Consider the following 16361-nt stretch of genomic DNA (forward strand, 5'->3'; position numbering starts at 1 on the left):
CTCAGTCCGCGAACGCCTCGATCGGCGGGCACGAGCAGACGAGGTTGCGGTCTCCATAGGTGCCGTCGATACGACGCACCGCCGGGAAGACCTTGGCCCGCGCACCCGCGGACGGCAATCCCTGGGGATAGACCGCTTCTTCGCGTGAGTAGGCGTGATCCCATTCGGCGACAAGGCATTCCGCGGTGTGCGGTGCTCCCCGCAGCGGGTTGTCGTCGACGGTCCAGGTGCCGTCGCCCACCTTGTCGATCTCGGCGCGAATGGCGATCATCGCGTCGCAGAAGGCGTCGATCTCGTCGAGATTCTCACTCTCGGTCGGCTCGACCATCAGGGTTCCCGCCACCGGGAAGCTCATCGTCGGCGCGTGGAAACCGTAGTCGGCCAACCGCTTTGCGACATCGTCGACGGTCACTCCGGTTTCCTTCGTCAGTCCGCGAAGGTCCAGGATGCACTCGTGTGCGACCCATCCACCGTCGCCGGTGTAGAGCACCGGGTAGTGATCGCCGAGGCGTCGTGCGATGTAGTTGGCCGACGCAATCGCGGTCAGTGTGGCGCGACGCAGCCCGTCGGCACCCATCATGGCGATATACGCGTAGGTGATCGGGAGGATCGACGCCGATCCGTACGGCGCCGCCGAAATCGTTGCCGCGCCGGGCAGTTCGTCGGCGAGCGGATGTCCGGGCAGGAACGGTGCCAGGTGTGACCGCACCGCGATCGGCCCGACGCCGGGACCACCACCGCCGTGCGGGATGCAGAAGGTCTTGTGCAGATTCAGGTGACTGACGTCGCCGCCGAACCGGCCGGGGCGCGCAACGCCGACCAGCGCGTTGAGGTTTGCGCCGTCGATGTAGACCTGACCGCCGGCATCGTGGACCGCTGCGCAGATGTCGCGGATGTCGTGCTCGAACACACCGTGCGTCGACGGGTACGTGATCATGATCGCGGCCAGCGACTCGCCATGGGCGTCGATCTTGGCGCGCAGGTCATCGACGTCGACATCGCCGTTCTCGCGGCACGCGACGACCACGACGCGCATGCCCGCCATCACCGCGGACGCCGCGTTGGTGCCGTGCGCGCTCGACGGGATCAAGCAGATGTCACGAGCGGCGTCGTCCCGGCTGAGGTGATACTGGCGGATCGCGAGCAGACCGGCGAACTCACCCTGCGAGCCCGCGTTCGGCTGAAGGCTGACCCTGTCGTAGCCGGTGATCGTCACCAGCCACTGCTCGAGGTCGGCGATCAATTCGCGAATGCCCGCGCCGTCGCTGTCCGGCGCGAACGGGTGCAGCCGGGTGAATTCGGGCCAGGTGATGGGCTCCATCTCGGTGGTGGCATTGAGCTTCATGGTGCACGACCCGAGCGGAATCATGCTCCGGTCGAGCGCGATGTCTTTGTCCGACAGGGCGCGGAGATAACGCAACATCGACGTCTCGGTGCGGAACCGGTTGAATGCCGGATGCGTGAGGAACTCGCTCGTCCGCGTCTCGACCGACTGCGCGAAGCTGCGCGGCGTCACGCCCGCCACCTCGAACACCTCGAGGACCCGGTCGATGTCTGCGGCCGAGGTGGTCTCGTCGCACGCGATCGACACCGTGTCGGCATCGACCCTGCGCAGGTTGATTCCCGCGCGGTGAGCATCGGCGACGATCGCGTCAGCACGGCCGTCCACGCGGACCTGCACCGTGTCGAAGAAGTTTGCGTGCTCGACGCTGAATCCGGCAGCGCTCAGACTGTCGGCGAGCGTCGCGGCATGTGCGTGTACCCGACGCGCGATGGCGCGCAGGCCATCTGGCCCGTGGTATGCGGCATACATCGCGGCCACGATCGCCAGCAGCACCTGTGCGGTGCAGATGTTGCTTGTCGCCTTCTCCCGGCGGATGTGCTGCTCACGCGTCTGCAGCGCCAACCGGTAGCCGAGGTTGTCGTCGGCGTCCTTGGACACACCGACGAGTCGCCCGGGCAGTTGACGAGAGTGCTTGGCGCGCACCGACAGATAGCCTGCGTGCGGTCCGCCAAAGCCCATCGGCACGCCGAAACGCTGGGTGGTACCGAAGCACACATCGGCACCCTGCTCGCCGGGCGGCGTGATGAGGGTCAGCGCGAGGAGATCGGCCCCGACCGTGACCAGCGCACCGGCCTCGTGCGCGGCGTCGACGATGGGCGCGACGTCGAGGATTCGACCCGACGCTCCCGGCGTCTGCAGGATGACACCGAAATAGTCGCCGTCTGGCAGCCCACACCCCGGCAGCCCCGGATTCAGCGTCGCCTCGACAACCTCGATACCGAGCGGCAGTGCACGAGTGTCGATGACGGCCCTGGTCTGCGGGAAGAGATCGGAGTCGACGACGAGCCGATTCGACTTCGACTTTCCGGCACGCCGCATGAGCGTCATGGCTTCGGCGGCAGCGGTGGCCTCGTCGAGCATCGACGCGTTCGCCACCTCCATGGCCGTGAGGTCGGAGACCATCGTCTGGAAGTTCAGCAGCGCTTCGAGCCTGCCCTGGCTGATCTCCGGCTGGTACGGCGTGTACGCGGTGTACCAGGCCGGATTCTCGACGACGTTGCGCAGGATGACGCCGGGAGTGATCGTGTCGTAGTAGCCGAGACCGATCATCGACCGGTTGACGGTGTTCTTCGATGCCAGCGCCGACAGTCGCTCGAGCGCCTCCTGCTCGGTCAGTGGGGCGTCGAGTGCCGACAGCCCGTTGTCCGACGGATCGTCGAGGATCAGAGAGGGCACGACCTGCTGAGCGAGGTCGTCGAGTGACTCGACTCCGAGGAGCGCGAGGATTCTTGCGGTCTCGTCTGCGTCCGGCCCGACGTGGCGGTCGACGAAGGCAGCGGATGTGAACTCGGAGCCGCGGATCTCGGGGGTCGAGGCATCGACGGATGTCATGGGGGTGGAACCTCTCGCGCGCACCGGTCGCACCGGCGGGTCGGCCCTCCCCCTCTGTCATGCCGCGGGGCGGCGCCTGAGAGATTCAGTCATCGTGTCGGCGATGACACGAAAACCTTTCACCGTGGGCGGGTAACGGCTTGGCCGTCACCACTTTCCAGAGACGCCGTCGACAGTACGGTCCGGGTGCCTGAGAGTTTGACGAGGAGGTGTTGCTCCTTCGGCGGCCATTCGAGATGACGCTCTCCCGTACTGCAGCGACGCGTTGTTCAGTCTACCCGTACGCTCATCCGGTTCGGCGGGTGCGGTTCTTGCGACGCGCTGCGAGTTCGTCCTCGGGGGCCGACTCGGTGACTCCACCGTCGGCTCGCTCGCCGGGGAAATCGGCGATGGCACCGGTCAGCTCGCGCATGGCACCGTTCACCGCGATACCGAACACTCCCTGTCCGCCCTGCAGCAGGTCGACGACCTCTTCGGCCGACGTGCACTCATAGACGGTGGTGCCGTCGGAGAACAGGGTGATTCCGGCGAGGTCCTCGACGCCGCGCTGGCGCAGGTGATCGACGGCGACCCGGATGTTCTGCAGCGAGATCCCGGTGTCGAGCAGACGCTTGACGATCTTGAGGACCAGGATGTCCTTGAAGGAGTACAAACGCTGACTACCCGAACCTGCCGCACCGCGGATGGACGGCACGACGAGTGATGTGCGTGCCCAGTAGTCGAGTTGTCGGTAGGTGATCCCTGCGATCTGGCATGCGCTCGGCACCCGGTAGCCGACGAGTTCGTCGGGGACGGTGTCGTTGGGGAAGAGTCCCGGCGCGATGTCGTCGAGGCTGCCCTGCGTTGCCCGGCGACGTGGGGTCGGGTCGTCCGCCGGATGCTCGGCTTCCACGCCGACGTTGCCGTCGGTCGTCGTCTCGCTGTCTGACGGCTGACCTTCGTCACCGTCGAACGGCACATCGCCCACTGCAGACTCCCTCGCCACGCTCGGATCGGACCGGTGCGGACCTGCAACCACGATACGCCGCCGAACCCGATCTGCTCTCTCTCGTCGGGTGTGTCCCCGACGATCACGTGCGTGACGGTATGTCGCGGCCGTGCGTCGAATCAATGCGACGCGCCCTAAGACTCAACCTCAACTTGAGATCGAGATGAACGGTGATCTACGGGATACGCAACCGTGACGTGTCGCTGCGGGAGTGTCAGGCTCCGCCGCTGGCCTTGAAGTCGTCGGGCGACACGTTGTCGAGAAATTCGCGGAACTTCTCCACCTCGTCCTCTTTCGCCTCGGGGCCGTCTTCGGAGTCTTCGTCGGGGATCAACAGACCTGCCTCGGCGAGGACTTCCTCGTCGGCGATGATCGGCACTTCTGCGCGCATCGCGACCGCGATCGAATCCGACGGTCGGGCCGACACCCGCACATCGCCCGAGAAGACCATCTCGGCGTAGAAGGTGCCCTCTTGCATGTCGACGATGCGCACCTCGACGAGTGTCTGACCGAACTCTTCGATGAGATTCACGATGAGGTCATGGGTGAGCGGCCGCGGCGGCTCGATCCCTTTTTGGCGCAAGGCGATCGACGCCGCCTCGCTCTGCCCGATCCAGATGGGCAGATAGCGCTCGCCATCGACTTCGCGCAGCAGCAGAACCGGCTGACTCTGCGGCGGCTCGACCCGAATGCCCACCACACGCATCTCGCTCATCTCGCACCTCCCGCGCCGTCAATAATTGCCATCGACGCTACACCGACTGGACCCGCTGCGGCGTCGTGGCGAGATACACGGCTCCGGCGAGCCGTGCCGCTTTCGTCAAGAAGATCGTCAATCAAGGACGCCACGCACGGCCTGCTTGACCAGTTGCGTGTGCAGGGTCACCGACAACGCGGCGATTTCGCGAATCAGTTCTTCGGCGCGGTCGCGGGCGCCGGTGCCTTTGCCCTTCGCGATCGGGTTGGCAATCTGCGCGACGAGTCCCGCCTCACGATCCGCGGAGACCTTGAACGCGCGCAGATGCCTGGTTTCCACGCCGTAATTGGCGAGGGCCGCGGCGGCTTCGACGAGCCGTACCGCGTCCTCGTCGAAGAATCCGGCGGGCCCGGATGTCAATAGACCGTTGCGCTGGAGTTCGGTCACGAACGCCGAATCGACTCCGGTTCGCTCGATGAGGGTCTCGCGGGAGACCCGACCACCTCGCGCCGAGAAGTCGGTGGCCGGTGCGACGACGCTGCGCGCAGTCGACAACACCGGTGTGCCACCTGCGCCGAATCCCCCGTCGCCGTGGTCGATGGCGTCGAGTTGCTCTTTGATGACCTTGAGCGGCAGGTAGCGATCGCGCTGTGCCGTGAGCACGAAACGCAGGCGCTCACAGTCGGACTGGCTGAATCGCCGGTAGCCCGACGGGGCGCGTTCTGGCGTGACAAGCCCTTCGGCTTCGAGGAAACGGATCTTTGAGATCGTCACATCGGGAAAATCCTCGCGCAGCAGCGCGAGGACCGACCCGATGGACATCGATCCTCCGCCGCGCGCGTCCGCAGTCGAGGCCGGCACGGTGTCAGGCGCCGGAACCGTCGCGCGGACCACTCAGGAAGACCAACCGGAACTTTCCGATCTGGACCTCGTCGCCGTTGCTGAGAGTTGCGCTGTCGACAGGCTCGCGATTGACGTAGGTGCCGTTGAGGCTGCCGACGTCGACAACCTGGAACTCGTTGTCCCCCAACCGGAATTCGGCGTGTCGTCGGCTCACTGTGACGTCGTCGAGGAAGATGTCGCTGTCGGGGTGCCGACCTGCCGATGTCGTCGGCTGATCGAGCAGGAAGCGCGAACCGGCGTTCGGGCCACGCTTCACGACGAGCAATGCGGTACCGGGCGACAGCCGCTCGACCCCTGTGTCGGCCGGCTCGCTCGAGGTCGCCGCGCCCGCGTCGAGTTCGTTGATGAACTCTTCACGGAACACCGATGTGGTTTCCACCGGCGCCTCGTAGCCGTTGTCGTTATCGCTCACCGCTTCTCCTTCGTCCTCATCCGTTCGTCACCTTGAGTGCACTCACCGTCGGCGTCCGCGCTCACGCGCTGCGAGGTCTCGCACCAGGCCACCCGACGCCGCGGATGCGACGTCGAATTCCGTTGGCTAAACCGTACCGCCTGTGCCGAACGCAACCACGTGCGACTCGGCCACGACAACGACGATCATACTTTCCCGTGCCCTGGGAATGGTCAGCCTTCGATTACGGCCCGGTAGCCATCTGCATCGAGCATGTCGGCCAGTTGAGCGTCGAGGACCGATGCATCGTCGAGGCTGATCTCGACGAGCCAGCCCGAGTCGTACGGCTCCGAGTTGACGAGGTCGGGCGACGAATCGAGCTCGTCGTTGACCTGTGAGATCGTCCCGTTGAGCGGTCCGAAGATGTCGGAGACACTCTTGGTCGATTCGACCTCGGCAAACGACTCGCCCACCTCGACCTCGCTGTCGATCTCCGGCAGCTGCACGAAGACGACGTCGCCGAGCTGTCCCTGCGCGTAGTCGGTGATCCCCACTCGGACCGTGGTCGGACCGACCTTGCGCACCCACTCGTGTTCGGGGGTGTAGCTCAGTTCAGCCGGCACATTGGTATCGGTCACGTCGACCCCTTTCTAGTCCTCCGAGACTTTAGGCCATGTCCCTGCCGGTCGGCACGCCAGCACGCGGCATCTTCGTGACCACCGCAATCGTCTGCGCCCAGTACAGCAGAAATGACCACACATACAGCGCGACGCCCCATATCAGGAACGCCCAACCGATCGGGTAACAGATCGTGCCGATCACCGAATCCAATTGTCCCGCAAGCAACCACGGGAACGCACTCATCAACGCGAATGTCGCCGCCTTGCCGATGTAGAGCACCGGTAAAGCCAGCAGTCCCCTGCTCCGCAACAGCGGACCGGACGCGAACAGCAGCACGTCACGCGCCACGATGATGCCGATGATCCACCACGGGATGATCCCCCTGATCGCAAAGGCGACCGGAATGATCACGATGTAGAGCCGGTCGGCCAGCGGGTCGAGCAGTTCACCGAGCCGCGACGACTGGTTGAGCAGGCGAGCCAACTTGCCGTCGGCCCAGTCGGTGAACCCCGACAACATGAGTACCCAGAACGCCCAGGCATCGGCCTTGACGTCGAGCAGCAGCCACAGGAACACCGGGATCAGCGCCAGGCGCAGGACGCTCAGCGCGTTGGGCACCGTGACGATCCGCGACGTCGAGCTCACGGACTCGGGGTGGTCGTCCACGTCAGCGGAAGATGCCGATGACGCCCTGCAGGGTCTTGGCCCCGCCCGACGCGAACAGGTTGTCGTGCACCATGTAGGTCCACGTCGTCGTCGATCGGTGGAGGTCGGCGGAACCGAGGTCGACGCCGTCCGCGGTGATCGCGACATCGCGGAACGTTGCACGCGCATTCTCGACGGCCTCGTTCGGCAGTTCGCCGAACTCGGCGAGGATCAGCCGATGGAACTCGTCGAGCGGACTCTCCTTGCCGATTGCCCGCAGGTGGATGCTCGCGCGGACATCCGAGACGAATGCGAGGTGATCTGCCCAGGCACGGTCGAGGTGGTAGAGCATGATCTCGCGGGCCGCCTGGACGAGAACATCGCGGGAAACGGGCTCGGTGGGTGTCGCAGGGGTTGACTCAGCCGCGTCGTCGGCAGTGTCGGCTGTCGTGTCACCGGCATCCTTGTCACCGGTCTCCCCGTCGGCCGTCGCCTTGTCCGCCTGGTCTGCCTTGTCCGCCGTCGGGCTCGCGGTCCCGGTCAGTTCGGCGTATCGCTCCGGCTCGAGCTCGGCGAGTTCCTCGAGCGCGGTGTCGGTCGTGAGCAGCTTCATTCGACGTGCGACGACGATCTCACGCTGCTGGTTGACCAGCTTGTTGTAGCGCCAGGTGTTGGCGTGGAGCTCGAGCATCACGCCCTCGGCGACGCGCTGGGCCTGCTCGATCAGGTCGATGCCCTTCTGCCCCATCGATCCGTCGGGCTCCGAGGAGACAGGGTCGCGCTTGAACGCGAGGTTCTTGGTGACGACCGGGTCCTCGAGGCTGCTGAAGAACACCGCGGAACCCGGGTCTCCCTGACGGCCCGCACGGCCGCGGAGCTGATTGTCGAGTCGTTCGGTGTCGTGACGACCGGTTCCCACCACGCACAGGCCACCGAGCTCGACGACCTCCTCGCGCGCTGCCGGATCGTCGTCGGAACCGCCGAGTCGGATGTCGGTGCCTCGGCCTGCCATCTGGGTCGACACGGTGACGGCGCCCTTCACACCCGCCTCCGCGATGATCTTCGCCTCTTCGACGTCGTTCTTCGCGTTGAGGACGACGCTCGGGACGCCTGCCTTCTCGAGGAAGTAGGCGAGCTCCTCCGACTCGGCGACGTCGTGGGTTCCGATGAGCACCGGCTGCCCGGTCTCGTGGATCTCCTTGACGTAGTCGACCACTGCCTCGACCTTGTTGGCCTTCGTGTCGTACACACGGTCGGGAAGGTCGGTGCGGATGTTGGCGGTGTTCGGTGGGATCTGCGAGACCCGCAATTCGTAGAACTGGCGCAACTGCTCGCCCGCGGCGAGCGCTGTACCGGTCATGCCGCAGACGCGCGGGTAGCGACCGATGAGTGCCTGCACGGTGAGCGTGTCGATGACCTCGCCCGAATCCGTCTGTGCGAGTCCTTCTTTGATCTCCACGGCGGCCTGCACGCCGTCGGGCCAGCGCTGCAGCTGCGCAACGCGACCACGCGAGGCGTTGATGAGATGGACGCCGCCGTCGCGGACGATGTAGTGGACGTCGCGCTCGAGCAGGTAGTGCGCGTGCATCGCGATGTTCACGTGGACGAGTGTGGTGCCCACATGTTCTTCGTCGTAGAGGTTGATGCTGCCGAGTTCCTCTTCGACGAAGGCGGCGCCCTCGTCGGTGAGGGTCACGTTTCGACCTTCGGCGTCGATGTCGTAGTGCTTGTTCTTCAACCGGCCGACGACCTCGTGGATCGCCTGGTCGGGAACCTCGGCCTCGGTCGAGCCTGCGAGCACCAGCGGGATCAGCGCCTCGTCGACCAGCACGGAGTCTGCCTCGTCGATGATCGCGACGTCGGGCGTCGGCGAAACCAGATCATCCTCTGACTGTGCGAGCTGGTCGCGCAGCACGTCGAACCCGATCTCGTTGACCGATCCGTAGGTGATGTCGCCCGCGTAGGCCCGCTTGCGTTCTTCGCGGGTCGAGTTCTCCGACACCGCGCCCGCGACGATCCCGAACGAATCGAAGAGCGGCTTCATCCACTCCGCGTCACGAGTGGCCAGGTAGTCATTGACCGAGATGACGTGCACCTGATGGCCGTCGAGGACATAACCGACGGCAGCGATCGCGCCCGCGAGGGTCTTGCCCTCGCCGGTACCCATCTCGATGACGTCGCCCTCGAGAAGGCGAAGCGCGCCCTGGAGCTGGACGTCGAACGGCCTCAGACCCAGCGTGCGGTCGGCGGCCTCCCGGGCCAGCGCAAGGAACTTGGCTCGGTCCTTCTCGTCGGCGCTGATCTCGAGTTTCTCGGCCTCGTCACGGAAGTGCTCGGTGTCCAAGCCCGCGGCCCAGTCGGTGTAGTTGTCCGCCTCTTTGATCAACCCGACCGATTTGGACTGGTTACGTGAGGACTGGGCTCCCAGCAGCCGCCACATGCTGTTCGTCAGCTTTCCCACCGAACGATTCTCCTACCTCGTCGTTTCATCCGAACTCCGACGTCACGGCCCGGATCGACAACCACGGTACGCGGCCACGCAGCCGACAATTACGACGCGTCCACCAGACGCTTTCGGCTACCGTGAATCCCGTGAGCATCCGACGCCGGGGTTCGACGTGTCAGTACCGCCCAGCTCGATCTCGTTCGCCGGTGCGACTGCTCGTCGCCTCCTTGGGCGCTGCGTGTGTCGTCATCCTCGCCGCCTGTGGTGCGAGCACAGACTCATCATCGCGGGAGGTCGACCCAGGCGTGCTGGTCGGCAAGAACTACTCGTCGACGTCGGTGACCGGTACACCGATTCCCGGCGGCGGGCCGATGCAGGTCTCGTTCCCCGAAACCGGGCGAATCTCGGCAACGGCCGGCTGCAATCGCCACAACGGTGCGCTGACCTTCGTCGACAACACGTTCCGCACCGACAAGCTGGCCACCACGATGATGGCGTGTCCCCCGCCGCGTGACGGTGCAGACAAGTGGCTGAGTGACTTTCTCTCCGACTCGGTGACCTGGGATCTGGAGGGAACCACGTTGACGCTCACGCACGGCTCGACGAAAGTCGTTCTGACCGAGAGTTCTTCACAGAGCTGACGTGTGCGGCACGTCAGGCACAAGTCGACACGTCACCCACAACGAGACAGGAAACCGAAGATGACAGACACCACTCCAGTGGTCGTCACCGTGACCGGCGCCGCAGGCAGCATCGGGTACGCCGCCGTGTTCCGCATCGCCGCGGGCGACATGCTCGGGCCCGACCGCCCGATCAAACTCCGCCTCCTCGAACTCCCCCAGGCGGTCTCCGCGGCGCACGGCACGGCGATGGAGTTGCAGGACGGCGCGTTTCCGCTACTGACCTCCGTCGACATCTTCGACGATGCGCGTGCAGCATTCGACGGCACGGACTTCGGGCTCCTCATCGGTGCGAAACCGCGCTCCAAAGGCATGGAACGAGCGGACCTGCTGTCGGCGAACTCGGCCATCTTCGCCGAGCAGGGCGCTGTCATCAACGACGTCGCGGCCGACGACATCCGCGTCATCGTCGTCGGCAATCCGGCGAACACCAATGCGGCGGTCGCCGCGGCGAGCGCGCCCGACGTCCCCGCCGAGCGATTCACCGCACTGACACGTCTCGACCACAACAGGGCCATCGCGCAACTCGCGGCACACACCGGAGCCCCGGTGCGCGACATCAGCAGGGTGAGCATCTGGGGTAACCACTCGGCAACGCAGTACCCCGACATCTTCCACGCGCGCATCGGTGATCGAAGTGGCGCCGACGTCGCTGCCGACACCGACTGGCTTGTCGACGACTTCATCCCGACCGTCGCCGCCCGAGGCACCGCCATCATCGAGGCACGGGGCGCGTCCTCGGCGGCGTCGGCCGCCAATGCGGCAATCGATCACGTGCGCGACTGGGTACTGGGTACCCCCGCCGACGACTGGACGTCAGCCGCGGTCAGTTCTCCCGGTGCATACGGAGTTCCCGAAGGCCTGATGTGCTCGTTCCCCGTCCGATCGGTCGACGGCGCGTGGCAGATCGTCGACGGCCTCGAGATCAACGAGTTCTCGCGCGCCCGAATCGACGCGTCGGTTGCCGAATTGCAGTCAGAACTCGACGCGGTCGCCGCACGGCGCTGACGCAGGGACCCCAATACGTCTCCTGTTGGTCACTCTTGCCCGCCCAATCGTTCACGGCAGCTTAAACTTCCGACATGTCAAAGAAGTCGACGTCGAAGAAATCGAAGTCCGCCGAGCCCAAGCAGAAGAAAATCCCCAACAAGGTGTACGAGGCGGAACTCTTCCGACTGCAGACCGAAATGGTCAAACTGCAGGAGTGGGTACGCGAAACGGGTGCGCGCGTGGTCGTGATCTTCGAGGGGCGCGACGCCGCCGGTAAGGGCGGCACCATCAAGCGCATCACCGAGTACCTCAGCCCTCGGATCGCGCGCGTGGCCGCGTTGCCCGCCCCCACCGATCGTGAACGCGGCCAGTGGTACTACCAGCGCTACGTGGCGCAACTGCCCGCGCCCGGCGAGATCGTCCTGTTCGACAGATCCTGGTACAACCGTGCCGGAGTCGAAAAGGTGATGGGCTTCTGTACACCCGAAGAACACACCCGCTTTCTCCGACAGACCCCGATCTTCGAGCAGATGCTGATCGACGACGGAATCATCCTGCGCAAGTACTGGTTCTCGGTATCCGACGACGAGCAGCTGCGCCGGTTCCGCTCGCGAATGAATGACCCTGTGCGGCAGTGGAAGCTGAGCCCGATGGACCTGGAGTCCGTCTATCGGTGGGAGGACTACTCGCGCGCGAAGGACGAGATGATGGTGCACACCGACACCGCGCTGAGCCCCTGGTTCGTCGTCGAATCCGACATCAAAAAGCATGCGCGACTCAATATGATGTCGCACCTTCTCTCCACCATCGACTATCAAGAGGTTCCGCGCCCGCAGGTCTCGCTGCCGAAGAAGCCGATCGAGAGCGGGAACTATCATCGCCCGCCGCGCTCGTTGTCGAAGTACGTTCCCGATCACGTCGCAGAACTCATCGGACCCAGTGACTGATGAAGACCGGCGACTGACCAAAAATTACCGGTGACTGAACCGATCGCGCCTGCGTAGCATGAGTCGCGATGTGGATTGGTATCGCTGAATTCGACTTCCTGCTCGGTGACGTGCACTCGCTCAAGACGAAACGCTCGCTTGTCCGCCCGTTGATCGCCGAGTGCAAACGACGTTTCTCGGTGTCGGTCGCAGAGGTCGACCATCTCGACGCCCATCGTCGCACCACGATCGGGGTGTCGCTCGTCGCCGCCAATCGGGGGCATGTCGTCGACATCCTCGATTCGGTGGAGCGGTTCGCGGCGGCGCGCCCCGAGGTCGAGTTGCTGTCGGTGCGCAGACGCGAACTGTCGTCCAACGACATCTGACAGGTGCACGGACAGCACCGACTCAGCGGACAGCACCGACTCAGCTGTCGGGCACTCCCGCCTTCACCACTCCAGCCTCGACAGCGACGACGCGATACGCGGCCGCGAGGGTGTCGACGGTTTCGTGTGCGTTGAGTCCGCTCGGGTTGGGCACCACCCACACCCGGGCGGTGCCCCAGCGTTCGGCCTGCTCGCCCGGGTGTGCGTGGCGATCGCCGAATGCGGCGCGGTAGGCGGTGATACCTGCAACGGCCACGACCGCAGGACCGATGTGTTCGACCCGCGCGCGCAGGCGTTCGCCGCCCGCGACGAGCTCTGCCTTGTCGAGTTCTGCCGCTGTCGCCGTTGCCCTTTCGACGACGTTGGTGATCCCGACGCCGGCGCCGATGACCTGCTCGCGATCGGCATCACTCATCCCGGCCGACGCGTCGACAACGTGGTCTGTGATGCCCGCTCGGTACAGCGCGGGCCAGAATCTGTTGCCCGGTCGGGCGAAATGCGCGCCGGTTGCCGCGCTCCACAGACCGGGATTGATACCGACGAACAGCAACCGGCACCCCGGCCCGATGAGGTCGGGAACCAGCCGATCGCTACACGCTGCCAGTTCGGCTTTGGTGAAGCCCATGTGGCCGAAGGTACTGTGTCACGGATGTGCATCGTGAATCGCAAAGATTGTGAGTGACGCGAACAACAGGTCTGTTGCGCTATCGGCGCTGATATCCAGCGCGGCGGGCATGATCGTTCCGCTTGAGATCGGCCACGAAGGTGACGAAAACAGACAGGTCACAACCGTCGTCTTGTACGAACCCGGAGTTCTCCGAGATTACTCGGAGGCTCTAGTTCTAGTCTCCACACCTATTCGAAACCAGTTCGAACTCCTGTCAATCCTGCACGAAACGAGGACTTCGGCGGCGATCATTGTGCCTCCTGACACGTCCATCGATAGGTCGATCACCAGCCTGCAACAGCTCGATGGGGTGCCTATCCTTCGTCGATCACGATGGACGGGGTGGACGGAACTGTTCAGGGCAATGATCAGACTCGTCGATGCGGGTCGCATCGAAGCACCGGCACCACGAGTCGACACCCTGCAGGAATTGGCTCGATGGATCAGCACGAGTAGCTCTACCGCCGTGACAATTGAAGATAGGCAGTCGCGGGTCCTCGCATACGCCGTCGAAAGCGGAGAAGTCGACTCCATACGCAACCAAACCATTCTCCGCGGAGCCGTACCGGAGTGGCGCGTCGAACATCTCATGGCCACCGGGTTCCTGCCTGCGGTATGGCGCTCCGACGATGTCGTCGTGCGCGAGGCAGGGGACGGAGAACCGGCTCGGATGGTGATTGCACTCCGATCTCAGGACGAGGTCCTCGGAACAATCTGGTCGACTCTTGACATGGACACCGATCGCAGCTCTTTACGCCGACTCCTACTGGAGACCAAACAGACGGCCACTGCGATGCTGTTACGTGAGATCCTGCACGCTCAGTATGAACTCCGGTTGCGGGAATCTGCTCTCGCCGCAGCGCTGACAACCGGGCTAGGTGAAGAGATCGCTGCGGCACCGCTCGGACTCCGGCCGACCGACAGGCACAGCGTCGTCGCTCTGGGGGAAGACACAGAGCTATCACGCAAAATCATGTTCCACATGCAGGCGTTTCGTGACGGTGTCAGATCGGCGAGTATCGGGAGCGCATTGTTCACAGTCGTGCCACTGGACGAAACCGAACAGGATGCGGAGGACGTCGCGTCCATGCTCTCCGAGCGCTTGTCTCGAGTGGTCGGTGTCGGCTCCTATGTGATTGCCGTTGGAGCAGCGACCGCTGCCCTCTCCGAACTGCCCGCTTCGGCAACCGAAGCACGACAGATCCGGGAAGCGTCGGCGCTGAGGCCAACCTCTGACCTCGAACCACCAAGACCGGTGATGCTGACGGCCTCCTCAGTCTCTGATGAACTCGCCCTCATAAGGGCGGCCGAACAACTGGCGCCCCTTGCTAGCGAACTCACTTCACCCCTCCAAGTCCTACGCGATCACGACGCGGAGCACGGCACTCAATTCATCGCTACGGTTTCGGCGTCGCTCTTGCACCCCGGCAACCTAGCGGAGGCGAGCCGCACGCTGGGTATACATGCCAATTCGATGAGGTATCGACTGCAGCGAATCAACGCCCTCGCGAGCCTCGATCTGCAATCTGCGACGGCCCGGCTCCGTGCCGCACTAGCGCTTCTCGTATGGCATGAGTCCCTTGGCGCTCGCCTCCCGCCCAACACCTCCGATTCGCACAAATTAGGACGTCGCTCATAGTGCATCTCGACCAAGTCTCCCGCCCGCGAATCGGCGAACCTCCACACACAACGAACAACGGCCTAAAAGTCTTCATCCTCGATCGACTTGACATGGCTCCGGCATCAATAGGCTCTATCCATGCTTGACTTCACGAACAATGTCGGCGATGCGACGCCGACGCCCGAAACCCTCATACGGCGTCGATCGGAAGTTGTCGCCGGGATCGCTACCAAAGCGCTCCTCGACGACAACCACCCGATGTGCGGTGTCATAGACCTAGACACGATCGACGACTTGATGTTCGCCTTAACTTCCGCTTATAGAGGCGGGCACTCCGTTCTGCACACCGTCGCCGCTAAGGCGATCACCCTTCGGCCTGTGCTCGCGCACTTCGCCAGCAATGGGTTCGGCTGCGAGGTCGCAAGCCCCGGCGAGCTCGCACTAGCACTTGCTGCAGGATTCGCCCCCGAATCGATTGTGTTGGACTCGCCCGCCAAGACCGATACCGATATCAAACGGGCGTTGGAACTAGGCATCAGCTTTAATATCGACAGCTTCGAAGAGCTAGCGCGGGTCGACGCAGCGATCTCACATGCAGGACCACCTCGATCACCCATAGGCATCCGAATCAATCCCCAAACGGGGGCGGGCGCTATCGGAGCCACGAGCACAGCCACCCGAACGTCGAAATTCGGCATAGGTCTTGCAGATAACCGCGAGCAGATTATTGAAGCGTTCGCAACACGACCTTGGCTGACGCAGTTGCACGTACACAGCGGTTCGCAAGGGCTTAGTCTCGACCATGCTGCAGCGGGTGTACGACTAATCGTCGAACTGGCTCACTCGATCACTGCACGAAACGGGTTCCAACAGGTCACCAGAATAGACGTTGGCGGAGGGCTTCCCGTGAATTTCGACTCTGATCTAGTCACTCCAACCTTTGCGGACCACCGAGCTGCGTTATTTGCAGTGGCACCGGAGCTATTCGACGGAACATTCGAACTCGTCACCGAGTTCGGTCGCGCCCTGACCGCAAAGGCCGGCACACTGGTCACTCGAGTGGAGTACACCAAAATAGCAGGTGGAAGGCACATTGCGGTGACCCACGCTGGCGTCCAGGTAGCAACGAGAACCGTTTTCGCACCAGGCGAATGGCCGCTGCGAATTTCGGTCTACGACTCGAAGGGGCAACAACGGTCCGAAAACATATGTCTTCAGGATATAGCCGGGCCAGCTTGCTTTACTGGCGACATGCTTGCGGTAAACCGTGGCCTCCCACTAATACGGCCGGGTGATCTAATCGCAATACCCGAAACCGGTGGATACTACTTCTCCAGCCACTACACCTACAACGCACTACCGCGTCCGGCCGTCTATACGATCCGGTCCGAATCGGGTTTCAGAAATTGGGCGACCGCGCGACGCGCGCAAAGCGTTACAGAGATAGTATCTGAATCCGGAGAATCAACCCTAGTCCCACTCAGCGTCTGACCTCTTCCCGAAT

The 16361-nt window shown here is 63.9% G+C and carries 15 protein-coding genes and 1 riboswitch; of the genes, 6 read left to right on the forward strand and 9 right to left on the reverse strand.

Annotated elements, in window-relative coordinates:
• Position 1: 1 nt before the first annotated feature.
• The 8 genes from gcvP to secA2 form a co-directional block, all read right to left on the reverse strand.
• Entirely contained in the window at positions 2 to 2896 is a 2895-nt protein-coding gene (gcvP, locus tag A5788_RS11965) for an aminomethyl-transferring glycine dehydrogenase (RefSeq protein ID WP_064867679.1), read from the reverse strand.
• Positions 2897 to 3064: 168 nt separating this feature from the next.
• A riboswitch (glycine riboswitch) is annotated at positions 3065 to 3156 on the reverse strand.
• Positions 3157 to 3182: 26 nt separating this feature from the next.
• Positions 3183 to 3788, reverse strand: coding sequence for a MerR family transcriptional regulator (locus A5788_RS11970; protein WP_049700756.1), 606 nt, complete (start codon positions 3786 to 3788; stop codon positions 3183 to 3185).
• 310 nt (positions 3789 to 4098) lie between these two features.
• A complete protein-coding gene (locus tag A5788_RS11975; protein ID WP_049700692.1) occupies positions 4099 to 4599 on the reverse strand; it encodes a bifunctional nuclease family protein in 501 nt (166 codons plus the stop codon).
• A 117-nt stretch (positions 4600 to 4716) separates the two neighbouring features.
• Positions 4717 to 5403 (reverse strand): transcriptional regulator FtsR, encoded by a 687-nt coding sequence (gene ftsR, locus A5788_RS11980; protein WP_005206868.1) that lies wholly within the window; start codon positions 5401 to 5403, stop codon positions 4717 to 4719.
• A gap of 43 nt (positions 5404 to 5446) precedes the next feature.
• Positions 5447 to 5896, reverse strand: coding sequence for a glycogen accumulation regulator GarA (gene garA / locus A5788_RS11985; protein ID WP_049700693.1), 450 nt, complete (start codon positions 5894 to 5896; stop codon positions 5447 to 5449).
• A 212-nt stretch (positions 5897 to 6108) separates the two neighbouring features.
• The gene (gene gcvH / locus A5788_RS11990) at positions 6109 to 6513 is read right to left on the reverse strand and encodes a glycine cleavage system protein GcvH (RefSeq protein ID WP_049700694.1); all 405 of its coding nucleotides are present in this window, start codon (positions 6511 to 6513) and stop codon (positions 6109 to 6111) included.
• Positions 6514 to 6541: 28 nt separating this feature from the next.
• Positions 6542 to 7162, reverse strand: a complete 621-nt coding sequence (locus A5788_RS11995; RefSeq protein WP_049700695.1) for a CDP-alcohol phosphatidyltransferase family protein — start codon at positions 7160 to 7162, stop codon at positions 6542 to 6544.
• Position 7163: 1 nt separating this feature from the next.
• A complete protein-coding gene (gene secA2 / locus A5788_RS12000) occupies positions 7164 to 9602 on the reverse strand; it encodes an accessory Sec system translocase SecA2 (RefSeq protein ID WP_064867681.1) in 2439 nt (812 codons plus the stop codon).
• 131 nt (positions 9603 to 9733) lie between these two features.
• On the opposite strand from secA2, the gene A5788_RS12005 reads away from it, so the two are divergent.
• The 4 genes from A5788_RS12005 (at position 9734) to A5788_RS12020 (ending at position 12569) form a co-directional block, all read left to right on the forward strand.
• The gene (locus A5788_RS12005; protein WP_231894216.1) at positions 9734 to 10228 is read left to right on the forward strand and encodes an META domain-containing protein; all 495 of its coding nucleotides are present in this window, start codon (positions 9734 to 9736) and stop codon (positions 10226 to 10228) included.
• Between the two features lie 60 nt (positions 10229 to 10288).
• Positions 10289 to 11275, forward strand: a complete 987-nt coding sequence (locus tag A5788_RS12010; protein WP_064867683.1) for a malate dehydrogenase — start codon at positions 10289 to 10291, stop codon at positions 11273 to 11275.
• Between the two features lie 74 nt (positions 11276 to 11349).
• The gene (gene ppk2 / locus A5788_RS12015) at positions 11350 to 12204 is read left to right on the forward strand and encodes a polyphosphate kinase 2 (protein ID WP_064867685.1); all 855 of its coding nucleotides are present in this window, start codon (positions 11350 to 11352) and stop codon (positions 12202 to 12204) included.
• 68 nt (positions 12205 to 12272) lie between these two features.
• Complete coding sequence (locus A5788_RS12020; protein WP_064867687.1) at positions 12273 to 12569, forward strand: DUF503 domain-containing protein; 297 nt, start codon at positions 12273 to 12275, stop codon at positions 12567 to 12569.
• A gap of 40 nt (positions 12570 to 12609) precedes the next feature.
• Here the strand turns inward: A5788_RS12020 and mug are convergent, their stop codons facing one another.
• Positions 12610 to 13194 (reverse strand): G/U mismatch-specific DNA glycosylase, encoded by a 585-nt coding sequence (gene mug / locus A5788_RS12025; RefSeq protein WP_064867689.1) that lies wholly within the window; start codon positions 13192 to 13194, stop codon positions 12610 to 12612.
• A gap of 49 nt (positions 13195 to 13243) precedes the next feature.
• On the opposite strand from mug, the gene A5788_RS12030 reads away from it, so the two are divergent.
• Entirely contained in the window at positions 13244 to 14875 is a 1632-nt protein-coding gene (locus A5788_RS12030; RefSeq protein ID WP_156525507.1) for a PucR family transcriptional regulator, read from the forward strand.
• 120 nt (positions 14876 to 14995) lie between these two features.
• Positions 14996 to 16348, forward strand: coding sequence for a diaminopimelate decarboxylase (locus tag A5788_RS12035; protein ID WP_064867693.1), 1353 nt, complete (start codon positions 14996 to 14998; stop codon positions 16346 to 16348).
• The last annotated feature ends 13 nt before the right edge of the window (positions 16349 to 16361 follow it).

The organism is Gordonia sp. 852002-50816_SCH5313054-c, from assembly GCF_001665925.1.
GTDB lineage: Bacteria > Actinomycetota > Actinomycetes > Mycobacteriales > Mycobacteriaceae > Gordonia > Gordonia jacobaea.